This is a genomic window from Borreliella carolinensis, assembly GCF_032595855.2.
GTDB lineage: Bacteria > Spirochaetota > Spirochaetia > Borreliales > Borreliaceae > Borreliella > Borreliella carolinensis.
The window spans coordinates 408,309-426,841 of record NZ_CP132453.1; the positions used below are offsets into that span (position 1 = coordinate 408,309).

Below are 18,533 nucleotides of genomic sequence, written 5' to 3' on the forward strand. Positions count from 1 at the left end.
CCTTCCTATTATTTTTTACCTAAATAAACGCCTATCCAAGTCCAACCATTATTAATTTCTGGATCTTTAGGATAAACAATTCTTTTAAAAACAAAATACCATTCCCGAATATGATCCCATCCGCTTGATTCAAGATAAGATATATCATCACTAGAATCTGCCTCAAGATGCTTTGCAAATTGTATTCCGTTTTTCCTTCTCCCTCCAAGCCTAATCATCGTAGTTAAAAAGCTATTAGTATTAATAGAATTGCTCTTTCCGCCCTTTTGATCCCAGCTTTGAATAAAAAAATTATTTTTATCCCTTATATTAAGCAATTTAGAAGTATCCCCAGAAAGAATAAAATTTTTAACATCGTGGATCAAATCTCCTAAATTTCTATAAACAACAAACTCTGGATTATTAAAGTAATTAACTTTTGTAACAACATTAAAATAGTCTCTAGAATCTATTTTTAAATGTGATCTTGGAATTGAAAGAAATTTTTTATAGTAAAAATAAGATTCATCGTAATCTTGAGCATCTTCCAAACTTAATGCAAGATTATAAAAATAATTACCCTTTTCCTCATTATTTAAATTATCAATCCCTGTATTCAATATAAATTTGTAATAATTGATTTTATTGATTGAATCAATATTTAAATTGACAATCTTTTTAGCCGCCCTTGTTTTAACTGAACAGTTCTCATAAACATAATCATCAAAATTATCAACAACACACCTGTAAATACTAAAAGCTACAAAATCTTCTCCCATGGAACTATAAATATTGCCCATTAAATAAAGATACAAAGGATAATATTCTCTAGATTCATCATCAATAATTCCGCTATTTACAATTTCTAAAGCGTCCTCATAATTTTTATTTGCAACATATATATTAACCACCCTATCAATAATAAGAAATTTATCTAATCTATTTTTATTAGAAGACTTTAAAAGATGAGTAAGATTTTGAATCTCGCTTTGTTTTTGGTTACAAGAAGAACACAAAAACAAAATCAAAATAAATTTAGCAATTTCGGCCAATAGATTCATAAAAGTATTTTACAATATAAATTATACATAATAAAATGCACACCTCAATTTAAAAAATTGTCAAAATTCTTATAAAGACCAAATTAACATGGCTACATTTTATATTAAAATCAATACAAAAACAGCAAAACAACGAATCTAAAGCCTAAATTTAAAATTTAATATAAACTCAATATTTAAAAAATAATAAAAATCATTTCATAACTTACAATTGTAAACGCAAAAACGTTGAAAAATAATCTTATAATGCCCTATAATAAATGTTAATTTAATGCCTATTTAAAAAAGCAATCGTCTAAAATTAAACGCTTTATTAAAGGAATATAAAACTCGCAAAACATGAAAAAAGAATTCATTATACTTTTACTATTATTACAAATAATAATGAATTTAAATTCAATAAATATCAATACAAGCACTTCAATAGTAAAAGAATTGCAAAAAAAATTATATGTCTTCAATAGTAAGGAATATCAAAAAGATAAAGACACTTTAAATGAATTTATAAATTCAATAAATATAAACGACAAAGAAATCTTACAAGGTTTAGAAAAAGTTAAAAATGAACTTTTTATAATATCTGTTTTTTTCAACAATAAAAAGGGGGTTTTAATTGCACTAAATTTTGGAGCAGAAATAAACTTTAGATATAAAGTATCTCCAATTTCAATTTCAATAATAAACAATGAATTTGAAATCATAAAAATATTGGTGGATTACGGAATAAGCCTTAATCAAATAGATGATACCGGTTATTCTCCGATATTTTGGGCAATATATACTAATAACGAAAAAGTATTTGAATTTTTAAAAGAAAGCGGAGCTGATTTAAGTTCCACACTTAAAAATAGAAAAACACCAATGCAAGCCGCAATAGAAACAGAAAATATAAAATTAATTAAATATCTGGAAAAGAAAAAAATTTATATTGACGACAATTATAAAAAAGAACTTAAAACGCTTAAAAACAAAGAAATAGTTCGAATTTTAGTAAAATAGAAAATAAATTTAATACCCATCAGATACTTGAATATTTTTATCTTTATCAATAAGGTCTTTGTATATAAAAGATTTTTTAGCAAGTGACTCTTTTAAATTTTTAGAAAAGGGTAAATTTCTCCACATTATGCCGCGCACCAATTTCTCAAGTTTTTGAATTCCTTTACTTTCTTTTTCTATCCAAAGAAAATAATCTTCTAGAAAAAAATTTTTAACATTTCCCTTTTTAATAAATTTAACATAATAATCGTAATATTGACCTGTAATTCCTGTTTCCATCCATCTAAAAGAAGCTTGTTCTTTTGCAAGTTCCCAAACAAAATCACCAATACCTAAAATAACCGCTTTTCTTAAGTTTTTAGCATACATAGGGATTAATACTTTACCCCTGCCATTTGCTCTGTTTTTAACATCAATCGATTCCCAGCAAATTCCTTTATCACCATAAGAAGGTATTAATATAAAATAAGGAACTACTCTGATCAAATCTCCTCTATATGCTTTTTGAAAAAGTCTAGGCTGAATATCTTCGATTTCCCAAACAAGCTGCATAATTCTTTCTCTGCTTCCAAAAAATTGAGGGTTAGCAACTATATTATTTTTCAAAAGAATAGGAAAATGATTGCCTCTTGGCCCTATTGCAAGTTTATTGGCGCTTCTGATAACTTCAACTTCATCATGTGCAATAGCCGATTCAACAGACATCCCAATATTATTCATTTTATTTTGAATTTCTAAAAGCTCTCTGTTAGTGTCTTCAATTTTATTAATAAAAACATTAATATCTCGATTTGATTTAATAAGATCATCAACATAATTATTAGCAAAATTCAAAGGCTTTAAAATTGAATTGGGATAAGAACTCTGCACTCCGTATTCAGTCATATAAGTTAAATCGTTTTGAATATTATTTGAAAACAAAAATTCAAACATACTTCTTAACTTATTAAGAGCCTCTTCTCGGATTTTATCAGTTCTCTTAAGACTGCTTTTTGCAAAATCAATATTTGCCAAAAGTTTTTCTTTCTTATTAAGTAAAATTTTTTCCAAATCTTCTTCTTTAAAATTATCCGTTGGCAAATCGGTTGCTAATCTACTAAGCTTAAAACTATTAACCCCATAAAGCCATTCATCAAAATAAATAAAAGACTCATTATAATGATTGTCCCAAATGGTTTTTGAAATCAATAGCTGAATTTCAGATCCAAGTGCATTTGGAATAAGGGCAGCAAATCTAAATAAAATTTTCTGCTCCATAGTCAATTGTGAAATGTTTTTTGCAATTGATCTGAGAAAAGACCAATAAATGTTAATCACTTGATTATATTTTAAAACCCTATCAACCTCTTCTGACTGTGGATTTAAATAGTCTACTAAAACTTTATGAAGCTTAAAACCAATTTCTTTACTGCTTGAAATAAGATTTTTATAAAAATCCTTAGTAAAAAAATTCTTATCATGCTCTTCTAAAGTTGAAATATTAGGCAATCTTGAATCTAAATCTGTATCTACAGAATCAGGATACTTATACAAAAAACCCCCAAAAACACCCACAAGCAATATAACAACACAAGTACAATTGTAACTCTAAAGTTTATATTTACAAAAAAATTTAGTACTATTTATTATAACAGTGTACCTTAAATCTCTGAAAGGGGAAGTCGTATGAATATAAAAATCAATTTTTTTTTCACTCTGCCTATTGGAATCTTTTTAGGATTATTTTTCCCTCTTGGGATTTATAGCTCTTTATCACATGCTTTTATAAGATTGTCATATTTGTCTCTTATTCCCTTTTTAATATTTTCAATTCCATTAGGAATTGAAAATATTATTGAAAATAAAAACTTTAAAAAACTTTTTGGCAAAACAATTTATTACGGAATTTTAACTAACATATCTGGAGTTGTTGTATCAATAATAGCTGCAACAATATATCTTCCGCAAAGAATCCCAATACTAGAAAAAACAACACAAAATACACATTTCTTTGAAAAAGAAGCTTTACTAGAAACATTTTTCCCAAAAAATATTTTCAAGATATTTACATCTAGTAATCCAAATCTACTAAGCATATATATGATCTCAATAATAATAGGTACAAGCTTTTACTATGCAAAACAAAAAGGAAGAATAGCCAGAGAGCTAATGTTAAGCGCATCTAATCTTTTTTACCATGCAAATGGGTTTATTGTAAATATATTAAATATAGGAATCATTTTTATAACAGCAGATTATGCTGCAAACTTAAAAAACTTTAAAGATTACCAAAATTACACAAATAGCATAACATTCTTTTTGGCATGGACAATTGTAATTTTATTCGTGATATTGCCAACAATTAGTTATAGATTAACAAAAAGTTTTAAAATGATATATAAAGGAATCCTTGTATCATTTCAAAACATAATATTTTCAGGACTTGCAAAAGATTCTTATTCACCTTATGTGATGTTAATAGAAGATATTAAAAATGAAAGAATAAATATAAAAAAATCCATAATTATAAATATACCTTTAATAAATTTTGTATCTAAATTTGGCACTATTTTTGTTTCAGTAATATCATTTTTCATAATCTTAAAATCATATTCTAGCTTGCCCATTTCTATCTATGAAATAAGCTATATGAGCGCTTTATCATTTTTTTTTGTATTTGCATTTCCTCATATACCAAATAGCCTAATTTATATAATTACAATGCTTTGCTCTACCTATACAAAAGGAATAGAGCTAAATGTTTCTAACATAACGCCAATGCTACCGATATTAATCTCTTTAGCCTTACTAATCGATTTTGCTTTTAACATTGCAATCATTCATATAATAAATTTCAAAGAGTTGAAAGATCAAGAAAAAATTAATTAAAGCCAAACAAATTAATAAGATTTGGCAAATAAAACAAAATATTTGGCCCTAGAAGAACAATAAATACAAGTCATGCCCGTTAAATCTCTGGTATTAAAATCATCAGGAATACATCTTATTGTGGCTTTAGTTTCATTTTTAATAATATTTTCACAATTCAAACCCCCACACCAACAAGAAAGCACAAATCCAGAACAATCATTCACATGGGCTTTGAATACCTCATAACTATCCTTGCTGCTTCTAAAAATCTCCTTGGTATTTAAGGTCCTAAAATTCAATGCTTTTTCAAATAAATCTTTTTGCATTAAATCAAGCTCCAACTTGACCTTGCTTATAAGAGAATCAAGTGATATTTGATACTTAAATTTTTTGTCTTTATCTCTTCTTGAAATAGTAACAGAATTTAAAAGAACATCATTTATCCCTACTTCAAGGCGTATTGGAATTCCTTTAAACTCGGCAGATGAAAATCTAAATCCTGGGGTACTTCTAATATCCTTATCAATTTCAACCCTAAATTCTGCTTTTTTTAAAGTACTCACAACACAATCAGAATAATCCAAAATTTTTTTATTAATTTCATCTTCTTTTTTAAAAATAGGAATAACAATAATTTCTATTGGAGCAATGCGGGGTGGCAAAATTAAACCTTTCTCATCAGAATGAGCCATAATCAAAGCACCAATCAATCTGGTAGAAACACCCCAGCTACTAGCAAATACATGCTGCATCTTGCCATCTTTGTCTTGAAATTTCACATCAAATGCTTTTGCAAAATTTAAACCTAAATAATGGGATGTAGCGGCCTGAAGTGCTTTTTTATCCTGCATTAATGCCTCAATTGAATAAGTAGAAACAGCACCCGCAAATTTTTCTTTTTCAGATTTTTTACCACAAAAAACCGGAATAGCTAAATAGTCTTCTATAAATCTTTTATATACATCTAAAATAAGTAAGGCTTCTTCTAATGCCTCCTCTTCAGTAGCATGAGCAGTATGCCCCTCTTGCCACAGAAATTCGGTAGTTCGCAAAAAAGGCCTTGTTCTCTTTTCCCAGCGAACAACATTTGCCCATTGATTAATTTTAATAGGAAGATCTCTGTAAGACTTAATCCACTTGCTATACATATTCCAAATAATTGTCTCAGAAGTAGGCCTTAAAACTAAAGGCTCTGCCAAACTCTCTCCACCAGCATCCTTAATAATAGCAAACTCGGGCGAAAATCCATCAATATGGTCCTTTTCTTTTTCTAAAAAACTATAAGGAATAAGCATGGGAAAATATGCATTCTCATGTCCTGTCTCCTTAAATTTTTTATCAAGTATGCTCTGAATTTTGCTCCAAATAGAATACCCATAAGGCATAATTACCATACATCCTTTTACAGGGCTATAATCAGCAAGCTTTGCTTTCTGAACTATATCTAAATACCATTTAGAATAATCATCTTCTTTTGATGCTATAAAATCACTCATACATTATCCTTAATAAAACATTACACTTATTTTAAAAACTAAATAATTATATTCAATATTTTTTAACTTCAACCATAAAGCGCTTATACCTATTCCCATAAGAATTTAACATTATTTTTTCTAAAACAAAAATAATTCCATCTTCATTTGGGAATAAAACAATCTCCCTTATTCTGTAATCAATAACATTCTTTCTATAATAATTTCCTCTTCCAACAGTCAAATGTTTTTCTAGAGCCGAATTACAATATCTTACAGATAAAAAAATATTAAAAGAAGAAGAAAGTTCTTGAGAATTAATATCCTTATTTACAAAAACTTGATATTCGTTTCCTGTTTTAAAATCAACAAAATTTAAAAAATCTGTTTCTGGAATTTCGCTCTTTACATAAAAATAAATTTCACGCCCTCTTCTTAAATGATTAATTTTAAATTCTTTAACTTTAAAATTAATAATCTTTAAAAGCTCATAAAGACCTTTATCATAACTATCTAAATACTCAATGTGCTCCTTAAAAATTTTAGAATGTACTCCAGAGTTTGCAAAATTATTTTTAACAACATCAACAAAGTATGCAGAAGAGTAATAATATCCATTTTCAAAACCATACTCGCCAAACATAAAACATTTATCATTATTAGAAAATCCTAAATTTTTAAAAAAAATATTTTCTGAAAACCCCAATAAAAAAGAAAAAAAATAAAAAAAAACGATATACAGTTTAATCATAAGCTTTGTATAAATTTAATAACAATAAATTATGTACTAAATCTTATTTATAATTAATTTACTCTTACTTAAAATAATATCAAAACAACATTTCAAATTCAAAACTTTGATATACTATTTGTTTATAGATTAAAAATTTAATATTCAAATTTTTGGGATAAATTTTTGAAAAAAAGAATTAATAGCCTAAAATTAACTTCAAAGGCCTTAAGGCAAATAAAGTTTTTTTTCAAGAGCTTTAATATAAAACATTGCAAAAAAACTTATTTATTGCAAATTAATAAACTTATATTTTTTTCAAAGGCCAAAAAATCACCACAAAAATATATTTCCAAAAATCCTATACAAACAAACAAGATTAACATCAATATACAGTCAAGTAGTATAATAATACCTGTATTTGTGATTAAAAATTTTTTGATAACCAAAACTTTGATACACAAAACAATAAAAAATTTAACAATAAAGTTTTGCTATCAAAATAAGCAAATAAATATCGATATTTTTAATTTTTTATGCTTTATTAAAAATATTGTAAAAATAATATCTAAAATTGAAAGTAAAAAAGGAGAATTTCAATGAGAATGCTATTAGCAACAATAATACTTATATTAACAACGGGCTTATTAACTGCCCAATCAAAAAGCAAAAGTATAACCGAAGATGACTTTGATTTTGACAAACTTCTTGCAAAAGAAGAGTCTGTACGCCGTTTATTTGGCATAGGTTTTGGAATTGGATATCCACTTACAAACATTACAATATCTGTTCCATATGTAGACATAGACCTTGGCTACGGAGGATTCGTAGGCCTTAAGCCCAACAATTTCTTACCCTATGTTGTGATGGGCGTAGATCTTTTATTTAAAGATGAAATACATAAAAACACTATGATTTCTGGAGGCATTGGAATAGGTGCAGATTGGTCAAAAGGAAGTCCTGAAAAATCGAATGAAAAAACTGAAGAAGAGGAAGAAAATGAAGCACAACAAGTAGCTTCTCTTCAAAATAGAATAGGGATTGTGATAAGGCTACCTTTGGTAATAGAGTACAGTTTTCTTAAAAATATTGTGATTGGATTTAAAGCTGTTGCTACTATTGGAACAACCATGCTACTTGGCAGTCCGATGTCATTTGAAGGAGCTAGATTTAATTTCTTGGGCACAGGCTTTATAAAAATATACATATAATGGAGAATAAATGATAAAAAATTTTAAAAAAATACATATTTTAACACTAATATTAGGTGTAGTACACCTTTCTTTTGCATCTGACAATTATATGGTCAGATGCAGCAAGGAAGAAGATTCAACTACCTGCATCGCAAAGCTTAAAGACATAAAAGAAAAAAAAAGTTATGACTTATTTTCAATGGGTATCGGAATAGGAGATCCTATTGCAAACATTATAATTACAATTCCTTATGTAAATATTGATTTTGGATATGGAGGTTTTATTGGCCTTAAGTCGAACAATTTTGAAAATTATCTAAACGGCGGAATAGATATTATTTTTAAAAAACAAATTGGACAATATATGAAAATCGGCGGTGGCATTGGAATAGGTGCAGATTGGTCAAAAACATCCCTTATACCTCCTGATGAAGAGGAGGAAACGGATTATGAGAGAATAGGTGCGGTTGTAAGAATTCCTTTTGTAATGGAATATAACTTTGCAAAAAATTTATCCATAGGATTTAAAATTTATCCTGCACTAGGGCCAACAATATTGCTAACAAAACCAAGCATTTTATTTGAAGGAATTAAATTCAATTTTTTTGGATTTGGATTCATAAAATTTGCATTTAATTAACCAAATAATTAATTGGTAATTAAAATTAAGCTCATAAGCAAGCTTAATTTTAATTAAAACCAGCAATAAAAGCTTGGCCATCCCCATCAACAAACAAATTTTCGGCTTTTTTGCCTATAAATATGCTCTCGCCTTTCTTAAGGTTTAAGGATTTATTTATAATCACGCACCCATCTAAAACCAGCAAGATCATTGCACTATTTCTATTTATACAAATGTTCTCATTCATTTTTTTTTGAATTAGTTTCAAATTAGTATTTGGGAGTCTAAACACGCTAAAATTATCTTGAAAATCAGGACTTAGAAATGACAACCTTCCTTCCTCAAATTTACCAACTCTTAACATCTCTTTTTTATCAATATACTTGGTAGTAAGACCGGACCTAATAACATTGTCAGAATTGGTCATAAGCTCGATACAATCTCCCTTAAGATATGCGTGAACCTCCTGACTATTTGTATAAACAACTTCTCCCGGCTTTAGTTTAAAAATATTCATGCCCAAAAACACTAAAAGTCCAACATCTATACCATAAATATTGTAAATTTCATTAAACCAATAGCCCCTAAAATTATCAATAAGATCCAAATTTTTTAAAACTTTTTCAATAATCTTCTCAAGTTCATGCGCTTGCAAATCAAAAATGGTCTTCACAAAATCTTTATGTGATTGAAAGTCAAAATCTAATTTCAACATTTCACAAATTTTTTCAATCTCACCCAAAGGTAAAAAACCTTTAAGCGCATAAAAATCACTCAAGGCATATATAAGTTCAATTTTGGGGTTTTTATCTTTATATATCCTTTTAGAATCATTAATATCTATCCCTTTATTATTCTCTAATTCATACCCTTTTAAAGCAATGTCTTTAGAAGGATGGATTTGGATAGATAAAGGTTTATTTGCAGACAATACCTTAAATAAAAAAGGAAATTCGCCATCACAGCCTAAAAGCTCTTTATGGTCTTCTAAAAAATCGCTTAAAAGAACATATTCATTTTTATATAAAATCTTGCTAGAAAATGTCTTGTGTGCTCCAAGCCACATTTCAGCCTTAGGCTTTCCATCAATCTTATCTCCCAAAAGATTGGGAATAAAATTAATTCCTCCCCAATCATATTCTTTAATATTATTTTTCATTAAAAAAATATTATCTTCATTCATTCAGATTCCTTTAATTTTAAAGATTTCAAAAAAATTACCAAAGCTGTTGCAACTGCAACTCCAACAGCAATTGCAATAATAAACTCAAATTTATTATCAATAACAGGAAGCACTATTGGTCCTCCGTGTGGAGCATGATTAGCAACACCTAAAAAAGCAGCAATAATGCTTGCCACAGCTCCTCCTACCACTATTGAAGGAATTACTCGTCCAGGATCACTAGCAGCAAAAGGAATAGCCCCCTCGCTAATACCAATAAATGAAATTAAAAAGGCTATTTTGCCAGATTCTTTTTCTTCATTTTCAAATAATTTAGGCGCCAAAAAAGTTGCAAGCCCCATAGCCATAGGAGGAACAGGAATTGCTGCCGCTACCATTCCCATTATTTCTGGCACTTGAGGAATCAGTCCTACACCAAAAAGAAATGCCACTTTATTAAAAGGCCCACCCATATCAACAGTAATCATTGAACCTAATACTAAGCCTAAGAAAATTTTGCCCAACACGCCAAACGTTTCTGAATTGCTTTGCAAAGATTTAAGCCCACTCTCAAGCACCCCCATAAATTCTCCAACATAAACACCAATATACAACATAAAAAACCCAACAATAATAGTGCTTATTAGCGGAATTACAAATATGGGCATAACAGGTCTTAACCATTCAGGAACAGATCTTCTTGCTAAAAATCTTGCAACATAGCCTGCAAGAAACCCTGCAAATATTGCACCCAAAAACCCTGCTTTTACATTTCCAGACATTACTCCGCCAACAAGACCGGGCGCAAGACCGGGCTTATCAGCAATTGACATTGAAATAAAACCAGCAAGCACAGGAAGCATCAGCCCAAAAGCAACAGAGCCAATATCTGCAATCTGCTTATAAAATGGGTGCTCAGAAAAATTAGGCCCATCAGGTCCAATCCCAACAAAAGCAATGCTAAGAGCAATTAAAATTCCCCCACTTGCAACAACAGGAATCATTGGAGATACTCCACTCATTAAATATTTATAAAAACTACCCTTACCTGTTGCAATCGAAGCCTGAGAAGCGCTATTAGCACCAGAGTCTTTGCTTTTAAATACTGGCGCATTAAAAGATTCATTAATAATATTTTCTGTATTGTTTATCGCTTTTACAGTTGAAACTTTATAAACTCTCTTACCTTCAAATCTCTTCTCATCAATATCCTTATCAACAGCAAGTATTACAACCGCTGCATTCCTGATTTCCTCTTCAGTTAGGGCATTTTCAATGCCAATAGATCCTTGGGTTTCTACTCTAATGCTGTAACCCTGCTTTTTAGCTTCATTTTCAATTTTCTTTGCTGCAATATATGTGTGGGCAACTCCAACAGGACAAGCAGTTACAGCTACTATTTTTTCTGCTTTTGTAGCTCCAAAAACCTCTTCTTTGGCTTTTCTTTGAACATTTTCTATATAATAATAAATGTCATCAGTAGTAACAAACCCGCTTAAAGCATTTTGAAAAGCATCATCTTCAAAAAGTTTAGCTATAAAAGCAATCGCTTTAAGATGCTCATTGCCTTGTTGCTTTTTTGACATACAAATCAAAAATATTAAATTAACAGGAGGATTCTCTTCAGACCACTTAACCCCAGCGCCCTTAATACAAAGCAACGAAATAAAACTGGTCTTAACGACATCCCCTATAAAATGAGGAATTGCAACCCCATTTTCCCAAGAAGTGTCACCTATCTTTTCTCTATCAAGAATTCCTTGAAGAAACTCTTGTTTATTGTCTATATATCCCTTATCATTGATTTTTTCAACTAAAAAATCAATTACATCTTCTTTTGAATTTACTTCTGGCAAAATAAATACAAGATCTTTTTTCAAAAAATTAAAAAACATATCTGTGGACTCCTAGTAATTAAACATATTGTATAATATACAATAAAATTACATACTACAGCCACCTAATATAAAAAATATTTTTTAAGCTAACCAAGAAATTCTTTCCAAATACACCTAATAATATTGAAAAGGAAAAACAATTTTTATATTATTTAAAATAATCTGTTTATGAAAAAAAATCCAAACATTTGTATTTTATTAACATTGCTTATCATTCCCACTTTAAATGCACTTGCAAACGAAGAAGACAATGCTAATGAAAAAAATAATCAACCCAAACAAAGTTCTAATTTTTTTAGCCCCAAAAGAGGATTCACATATTCAACAGGAATTGGAATTGGAATTGGATTTTTTCTAAATTCAAATATTAAACACCTTATTTTTAGACCCTATTATACATTTTCTAATAATACTTTTGATTTTTTAATTGTTGCTATGATATTAACAAAAGAAAGCCTTAATATCCCCCAAAAAATGCAATACTTTAAATCTTATATTGGAGGAGGAATAAACTGGCACATTGCAAACTTAATTAAAAAAACAAAATATTTTTCAGCTACCATTGGCATAGGTGGTCGTTTTTACCTATCTACAAACTTTATAGGAGACATTCGATTTTACGAAAAATTGCCTTATGTGATAGAGCCTTATATGTTTATTGAAATTTCTTCTAAAAAGGCAATTCCTTTAATGGGGTTGGACTTTAAAATTGATTTTTTATTTTTAGATACATTTAACATTTCTTTTAATTTTACTATTAGATATAATTTTAAGGACGAAAACAAGTTGGAAATATGAAAAAAAGGTCAAAATTTCTTCTTTACTGCTATATTTTATGCCTAACAGGATTTTTATTTTTTTCCTTAAATCCCAAAGCCTTAAAACAAATTAAACACAAAATTTCTGACTATTTAGAAATAATAGAAAATAAATACATTACCATTACAAAATCTATTCCAATAACAGAATCTCAATTAATACCAAAGGGATATCTTACTACTCAAATAATAAGCAAAAAACACTACACCTTAGGGTATGCTGAAAGCGCAAGACAATCCGAATGGGCTGCTTATCCACTTAAAAGAGAAATGGTAGAACTAGCATTAACTTTGTTAAAATCAAAAAAAATTAAAAGAAGCACCAAATTCTTTGAAGACACCAACATCAGGGGTACTTTCCCAAAACTTGAAGATTACTTTAAAAGCGGTTATGACAGAGGGCACATAGTAAGTTCTGCAGACATGTCTTTTTCTGAAAATGCAATGAAAGATACATATTTTTTATCAAATATGTCACCTCAAAAAAGCGAATTCAATTCTGGAATTTGGTTAAAACTTGAAAAATTAGTAAGAAAATGGGCAATCTCAAAAGGATATATATATATCATTAGCGCTGGAATTTTAACAGAAAATAAAGGATTTATTGGTAAAAACAAAATTTTGATACCTAAAAATTTTTATAAAATAGTACTGACAATTAATAATAATTATTATGACATAATCTCTTTTATTATCCCAAATGAAAAAGCAAAAGACTTGGATTTGAAAAATTATGTTGTTAGCGTCGATTCAATTGAAAAAAAAACAAAAATAGATTTTTTTGAAAAACTTGATTCAAAAATTAAAAAAAAGATTAAAAAAATACAAAATATGCATTCTTGGAAATTTAAATGAAATCAATATTCGCAAAGTTAAACTCTTCTATTAATCTCTTTCTTTTTATAATTTTTATTTTAGCAACACTCGTTATACTGACTTTCTCTTATAAAATAAAATATAATGAAAATTATCAAAATTATATTCTAGAAATTTACAATAATAATTTTATAATATTGGTTAATAAATTAGCCATATTTATTGCTGGAATCATAGGCTCGCTGTGGTCATATATTAACTACAAAAGAACCAACAATATACAATTTATATTTTTCTATTGTTTTATTAGTTCATATACATTAGAACCTATTTTGGTCTCTGAAGATTTTTTTTTAAAAAATAACCTAAATTCAAGTTATTATTTATTTACAAAATTTATCCTTTTTGTAAATACTTTTTCATTATTAAATTTATTTTTTCTAAGTTTATATATATGTGATTTCAAAATAAAATCAATACATTATACAATTTATATTATTTTGATCTTTGCCTGCATATATAGTTACACAATGCCTATTAATTCGTACGAAAATAGTCAAAACCACGGCATTCTTAAAATCGAAAGTACAAAATTTTACATAGACGCATTCTTATTGCTTATTTTAACAAACTTTATAGTAGCCTTTTTAAGAAAAAAAAGCTTTGATTATTTTTTACTTTTTGTTTCAATGCTCTTAATATTAAGTGGAATTTATTTGAATTTACTAAAAATACCTTATGCCTTTCTCCCAATCTCAATTGGCATACCAATCTACTTAAAAAAATCAGGAAAAATTTTCTTTTACTGGCTATAAAAAAAGGAAGTTAAAAAATAGGACGAAATTGAAACAACAAGTGGTAAAAATAAATTGTCATAATTAGCAGAATCAAAAAGCTCTACCAATACTGCTAAAATCCCAAGAATTAAAGCTGCTGTTAAATAAGGAAAAAAATAATAATATGAAAAAAAAGTAACACAAAATACAACAAGACTTCCAGAAATCGTTTTATTATTTACAAGCTTAAAAGAAGGAATTAACTTCCCAACAAGACTTGCAAATCCATCGCCAAGACATACCGAAAATATTCCAATATAATTAAAAGGATGCATAGCCAAACAATATGACATCAATATGCCTAAAAACAAAAAAACGGGCGAAAAAGATACTTTATTGGGCAATATTTTTCTTGATTTTAATATTATGTTTGAAATATTTTCAAAAAAAAGTAATTTTTTGTTAGTAATTCTAAAAATTTCAGAACTTAAATATAAAATCATAAAAAGTATATTAGAAACAAGTCCTATCCAAAAATTTATTCCATAAAAAACCAAAACTATTAAGCTAAAAACATGAAAAAATTTTCTAAAAATTTCATACTTAATATCTTCTCTAAGAATTGTTCTTTTAATCCTATTAAACATCGTTTGATTTTTTTAAATGCATATTAAATAGACATTTGCAAATATTTTTTCCAACATTCATTAAATTCCTCATTTATTATTGCAAATAAATTAAAATAAACAAAAACATTTTTATAAAAATATGCCTTATAATAAAATTACTTGTATTAATTTTACAATTTTTTTCAAAAAAAATATTCTTACCTAGAGATTTATTATAAATAGGTAATACTTATTTATAAAGAGAAGAATTAATCGGGTTCCCAAAAATGCTAGAAATTGAAGATAAACTATTTTTAAAATTTTGCGATTTTATATATAACAACAGTGGAATTCGTTTTGATGAAAAAAATAAATTTGTTCTTCAAAGCAGAGTGAATGACGCAGTAAGAGATCTTGCTCTTGAAAGCCCATCACAACTTTATAATTTAATAATTAGTGAAAAATTAAAAAAAGAATATTTCTTGGATTTAGTCACAACTAATTTAACAAGATTTTTTAGAAATTCACTACATTTTCAAACTTTTGAAAAATTTGTAATTCCCAATTTAATTAATATTAAAAACGCAGAAGAAAAAAATAGGATTATTATCTGGTCTGCAGGATGCTCAACAGGAGAAGAACCTTATTCATTAGCATTTGTACTCAAATCAAAACTTCCAAAAGAAATAGATTTTGTTATTATTGCCTCTGATTTAAGCTTAAAATCTTTAATGATAGCAAAAGAAGGATATTATTCATCAAATAAATGTGAAAATATTCCTAAAGAATACAGGCACTATATATATCCTCATTCAAACGGATATAAAATTAAAAATGAAATTAAAAATCATATAAGATTTGACTATCATAACCTAAACTTTGAAAGTAATTTTTCACAAATTGATGTTATTTTTTGCAGAAATGTATTAATATACTTTGATGAAAAATCAAAAATTAAAGTACTTAAAAAATTTTACAACAATATGTCTAAAAATAGTTATTTATTCATAGGGCACTCAGAATCACTTTTTGGGCTCAACCTTCCTTTTAAATTTTTAAAAACACCTTGGGCAATAATATATGAAAAAAAAGATACTAGCGGTCAAAAAGAAAAATCCAAATCACAAAATAAATATAAGTTATAATTAAACAAGAATAAAATAGGGAAAAAGTAACGGTGGAAACAAAAATTTCTGTACTTATCATAGAATACTTTGCTGTAAAGAGAAAGCTTATATCAGACCTTATCAATTCGTCTCCAAAACTCCAAGTCATTGCAACTGCTTCTAATGGCAAATTTGCAACAAATAAACTTAAAAAACATAACCCCGAAGTAATATTAATGAATTTAGAAGAAAATAATATTAAAGACATTCTATTTTTGGAGAAAAAAAACAATATAACCAAAACAATACCAATTGTCGTCACTTCTTCAAATCAAAACCTAATAAATATTGCCGCTTTAAAGGGTGCCGATGCTCTTATTTTAGTATCTAAAAATAAAAAATCACATGAAATCAAAAAAGAACAAATTATTAATTCGCTTTTGGTCTATGGATCGATATCTATAAAAAACAAAATTGTTTGCAATAAAAATGTGAATACAAAAAACTATGAAAGAGCTAATTTTTTTTTAAATCACAAAAATGACATTTCTTCATTAACTCAGCTTGAAGAACATGCAAAAGCAAAAATATTAAATGAAAAAGAAATAAAAAAACTTAAACTGCGAAAATTTGACATAATAGCAATTGGAGTATCAGCAGGGGGCCCCGCAGCCTTAAAATCAATATTACCAGAAATACCTGAAAGCTTTCCCCCAATAATAATTGTTCAACACATGCCTAAAGGATTTACAAAAGAATTTGCAAAAAATCTTAACAATCTTTGCAAAATAAACGTAAAAGAAGCCACGAATAACGAAATATTAAAGCAAGGACATGCATACATTAGCTCAGGCGGATATCATACAAAAATAAAAAAAATCTATGGCAACTATCAAATACAAACCCTTGATGGCAAACATATAAATGGTCACAAACCATCTATTGGGGTATTATTTCAATCTATAGCAGAGATTGCAAAAGACAAGGCAATTGCTCTAATAATGACTGGAATGGGAAATGACGGATCAAGAGAAATTGGAGATATAAAAAAAGCTGGGGGACTAACTATTGCGCAAGATCAAGAAAGTTCCATGGTTTTTGGAATGCCAAAAATAGCAATAAAGGAAAACAATATAGACTATATAGTTCCACTAAACCATATGGTAAAATTATTAAAAGCTATACTAATTAATAGCTAAATTTTTTTAAACAAGGAATATTTTTTGGACAATAAACAAGAAAACACCAAAACAGAAGACTGTTTTTCTCATGTAAGCAAATTTAATATACACAATAAAACAATATATATACTTGGAACTGCTCACGTGTCAAAAAAAAGCTCAGAAGATACTGCAAGTTTAATAGAAATCTTAAAGCCAGACTATATTGCCGTTGAACTTGATGAGGCTCGCTATCATTCGATCTTAAACACTAATGAAAATGAAAAATGGAGAAACTTAGATATAGATAAAGCCTTAAAACAAGGAAGAGCCTTCTTTCTCATAATAAACATAATTCTTAGCAACTTCCAAAAAAAATTAGCAAAAGAACAGGGAATAAAGCCTGGCGAAGAAATGAAAACAGCTATTTTAAAAGCTAAAAAACACAATATTCCACTAATTCTTGCTGACAGAAAAATTGAGACAACTCTAAAAAGAGCTTGGGTATCTATCCCAATATTTGAAAAAGCAAAAATAATCTCAAGCCTTTTTTCCCTAACAGATGCAAAAATTACAAAAGATGAAATTGAAAAACTCAAAGAACAGGACGCTCTTTCAAAAATAATGGAAGAACTTTCCAAAGAAATACCCAAAGTAAAAAAAGTTTTAATTGATGAAAGAGACGAATTTATTACAAACAAAATACTTGAAGGAACAGGCATTATTCTTGCTGTTGTGGGCGCAGGTCATGTAAGCGGAATAATTAGAACTTTAAAAGAAATAAGTCAAAATAATAAAATAATAAACGTTGAAGAACTCGAGATAATCCCCAAAAAACATTTTTCATTTAGCAAGATGCTATCCTACTTTATTACAATTTCAATCATTTTACTAATAGTGGGCTCTTTTTACTTTAAGGGGTTTGATTTTGCTTACAAAAATTTAAAGCTTTGGATAATATCTAACTCTCTTTTTTCAGGCATAGCATCCATTTTATTAAAATCTAATCCTTTAACGATTTTAACAGCTGTTGTAGGTTCTCCAATATTCTCCTTAATACCATTTATAGGAACAGGAATGGTAGCCGGACTTGTTGAAGCTTATATAAACAAACCAAAGGTCAAAGATTTTGAAAATCTACAAGAAGAATTGTCGACAATAAAAGGATATTTCAAAAACAAAGTTACAAGAATTCTATTAATAGTGCTTTTTGTAAATCTTGGATCTACAATTGGAACAATTGTAGGACTTAAATTTTTATTAAATGTTTTCAAATAAAC

18 protein-coding genes are annotated in these 18,533 nt (G+C 28.0%); 11 read left to right on the forward strand and 7 right to left on the reverse strand.

Annotation, left to right across the window (positions count from 1 at the left end; genetic code table 11):
• Positions 1-8 precede the first annotated feature (8 nt).
• The gene (locus tag QIA46_RS01960; RefSeq protein ID WP_317268249.1) at positions 9-1,040 is read right to left on the reverse strand and encodes a hypothetical protein; all 1,032 of its coding nucleotides are present in this window, start codon (positions 1,038-1,040) and stop codon (positions 9-11) included.
• Between the two features lie 339 nt (positions 1,041-1,379).
• On the opposite strand from QIA46_RS01960, the gene QIA46_RS01965 reads away from it, so the two are divergent.
• Positions 1,380-2,039: an ankyrin repeat domain-containing protein gene (locus tag QIA46_RS01965; RefSeq protein WP_317268250.1), complete on the forward strand. Its 660-nt coding sequence runs from the start codon at positions 1,380-1,382 to the stop codon at positions 2,037-2,039.
• A 9-nt stretch (positions 2,040-2,048) separates the two neighbouring features.
• On the opposite strand, the gene QIA46_RS01970 is transcribed toward QIA46_RS01965, so the two are convergent.
• Positions 2,049-3,599, reverse strand: a complete 1,551-nt coding sequence (locus QIA46_RS01970; protein ID WP_317268251.1) for a hypothetical protein — start codon at positions 3,597-3,599, stop codon at positions 2,049-2,051.
• Between the two features lie 105 nt (positions 3,600-3,704).
• On the opposite strand from QIA46_RS01970, the gene QIA46_RS01975 reads away from it, so the two are divergent.
• Positions 3,705-4,907 (forward strand): dicarboxylate/amino acid:cation symporter, encoded by a 1,203-nt coding sequence (locus QIA46_RS01975; RefSeq protein ID WP_317268252.1) that lies wholly within the window; start codon positions 3,705-3,707, stop codon positions 4,905-4,907.
• Positions 4,908-4,918: 11 nt separating this feature from the next.
• Here the strand turns inward: QIA46_RS01975 and proS are convergent, their stop codons facing one another.
• Both proS and QIA46_RS01985 read right to left on the reverse strand, forming a co-directional pair.
• Positions 4,919-6,385, reverse strand: coding sequence for a proline--tRNA ligase (gene proS / locus QIA46_RS01980; protein WP_317268253.1), 1,467 nt, complete (start codon positions 6,383-6,385; stop codon positions 4,919-4,921).
• A 52-nt stretch (positions 6,386-6,437) separates the two neighbouring features.
• Positions 6,438-7,115 (reverse strand): DUF2259 domain-containing protein, encoded by a 678-nt coding sequence (locus tag QIA46_RS01985; RefSeq protein ID WP_317268254.1) that lies wholly within the window; start codon positions 7,113-7,115, stop codon positions 6,438-6,440.
• A gap of 165 nt (positions 7,116-7,280) precedes the next feature.
• Here QIA46_RS01985 and QIA46_RS01990 point away from each other — a divergent pair, with 165 nt between their 5' ends.
• From QIA46_RS01990 to QIA46_RS02000, 3 genes are read left to right on the forward strand one after another with little or no spacing between them, the layout of a single operon-like run.
• Positions 7,281-7,697, forward strand: coding sequence for a hypothetical protein (locus tag QIA46_RS01990; protein WP_317268255.1), 417 nt, complete (start codon positions 7,281-7,283; stop codon positions 7,695-7,697).
• A complete protein-coding gene (locus QIA46_RS01995; protein WP_301341552.1) occupies positions 7,694-8,305 on the forward strand; it encodes a DUF3996 domain-containing protein in 612 nt (203 codons plus the stop codon). The genes QIA46_RS01990 and QIA46_RS01995 overlap by 4 nt, the downstream gene beginning before the upstream one ends.
• Before the next feature lie 10 nt (positions 8,306-8,315).
• Positions 8,316-8,927, forward strand: a complete 612-nt coding sequence (locus QIA46_RS02000) for a DUF3996 domain-containing protein (RefSeq protein WP_317268256.1) — start codon at positions 8,316-8,318, stop codon at positions 8,925-8,927.
• A gap of 49 nt (positions 8,928-8,976) precedes the next feature.
• Here the strand turns inward: QIA46_RS02000 and manA are convergent, their stop codons facing one another.
• Positions 8,977-10,092 (reverse strand): mannose-6-phosphate isomerase, class I, encoded by a 1,116-nt coding sequence (manA, locus tag QIA46_RS02005; RefSeq protein ID WP_317268257.1) that lies wholly within the window; start codon positions 10,090-10,092, stop codon positions 8,977-8,979.
• Positions 10,089-11,966: a fructose-specific PTS transporter subunit EIIC gene (locus tag QIA46_RS02010; protein WP_317268258.1), complete on the reverse strand. Its 1,878-nt coding sequence runs from the start codon at positions 11,964-11,966 to the stop codon at positions 10,089-10,091. Before QIA46_RS02010 ends, manA begins: the two co-directional genes overlap by 4 nt.
• 171 nt (positions 11,967-12,137) lie before the next feature.
• Here QIA46_RS02010 and QIA46_RS02015 point away from each other — a divergent pair, with 171 nt between their 5' ends.
• Genes QIA46_RS02015 through QIA46_RS02025 form a run of 3 tightly spaced genes read left to right on the forward strand, consistent with a single transcriptional unit; the run spans position 12,138 to position 14,418 of the window.
• Positions 12,138-12,767, forward strand: coding sequence for a hypothetical protein (locus QIA46_RS02015; RefSeq protein ID WP_317268259.1), 630 nt, complete (start codon positions 12,138-12,140; stop codon positions 12,765-12,767).
• On the forward strand, positions 12,764-13,642 hold the full coding sequence (locus QIA46_RS02020) for a DNA/RNA non-specific endonuclease (protein WP_317268260.1): 879 nt from the start codon (positions 12,764-12,766) through the stop codon (positions 13,640-13,642). The genes QIA46_RS02015 and QIA46_RS02020 overlap by 4 nt, the downstream gene beginning before the upstream one ends.
• Positions 13,639-14,418 (forward strand): hypothetical protein, encoded by a 780-nt coding sequence (locus tag QIA46_RS02025; RefSeq protein ID WP_014023646.1) that lies wholly within the window; start codon positions 13,639-13,641, stop codon positions 14,416-14,418. The genes QIA46_RS02020 and QIA46_RS02025 overlap by 4 nt, the downstream gene beginning before the upstream one ends.
• On the opposite strand, the gene QIA46_RS02030 is transcribed toward QIA46_RS02025, so the two are convergent.
• Positions 14,406-15,026, reverse strand: coding sequence for a diacylglycerol/polyprenol kinase family protein (locus QIA46_RS02030; RefSeq protein ID WP_317268261.1), 621 nt, complete (start codon positions 15,024-15,026; stop codon positions 14,406-14,408). The genes QIA46_RS02025 and QIA46_RS02030 overlap by 13 nt on opposite strands.
• Before the next feature lie 248 nt (positions 15,027-15,274).
• Here QIA46_RS02030 and QIA46_RS02035 point away from each other — a divergent pair, with 248 nt between their 5' ends.
• The 3 genes from QIA46_RS02035 to QIA46_RS02045 are packed head-to-tail and all read left to right on the forward strand — an operon-like array spanning position 15,275 to position 18,531.
• On the forward strand, positions 15,275-16,132 hold the full coding sequence (locus QIA46_RS02035) for a protein-glutamate O-methyltransferase (RefSeq protein WP_317268262.1): 858 nt from the start codon (positions 15,275-15,277) through the stop codon (positions 16,130-16,132).
• Positions 16,133-16,164: 32 nt separating this feature from the next.
• The gene (locus QIA46_RS02040; protein ID WP_317268263.1) at positions 16,165-17,292 is read left to right on the forward strand and encodes a chemotaxis protein CheB; all 1,128 of its coding nucleotides are present in this window, start codon (positions 16,165-16,167) and stop codon (positions 17,290-17,292) included.
• 24 nt (positions 17,293-17,316) lie between these two features.
• Positions 17,317-18,531: a TraB/GumN family protein gene (locus QIA46_RS02045; RefSeq protein WP_317268264.1), complete on the forward strand. Its 1,215-nt coding sequence runs from the start codon at positions 17,317-17,319 to the stop codon at positions 18,529-18,531.
• Positions 18,532-18,533 lie beyond the last annotated feature (2 nt).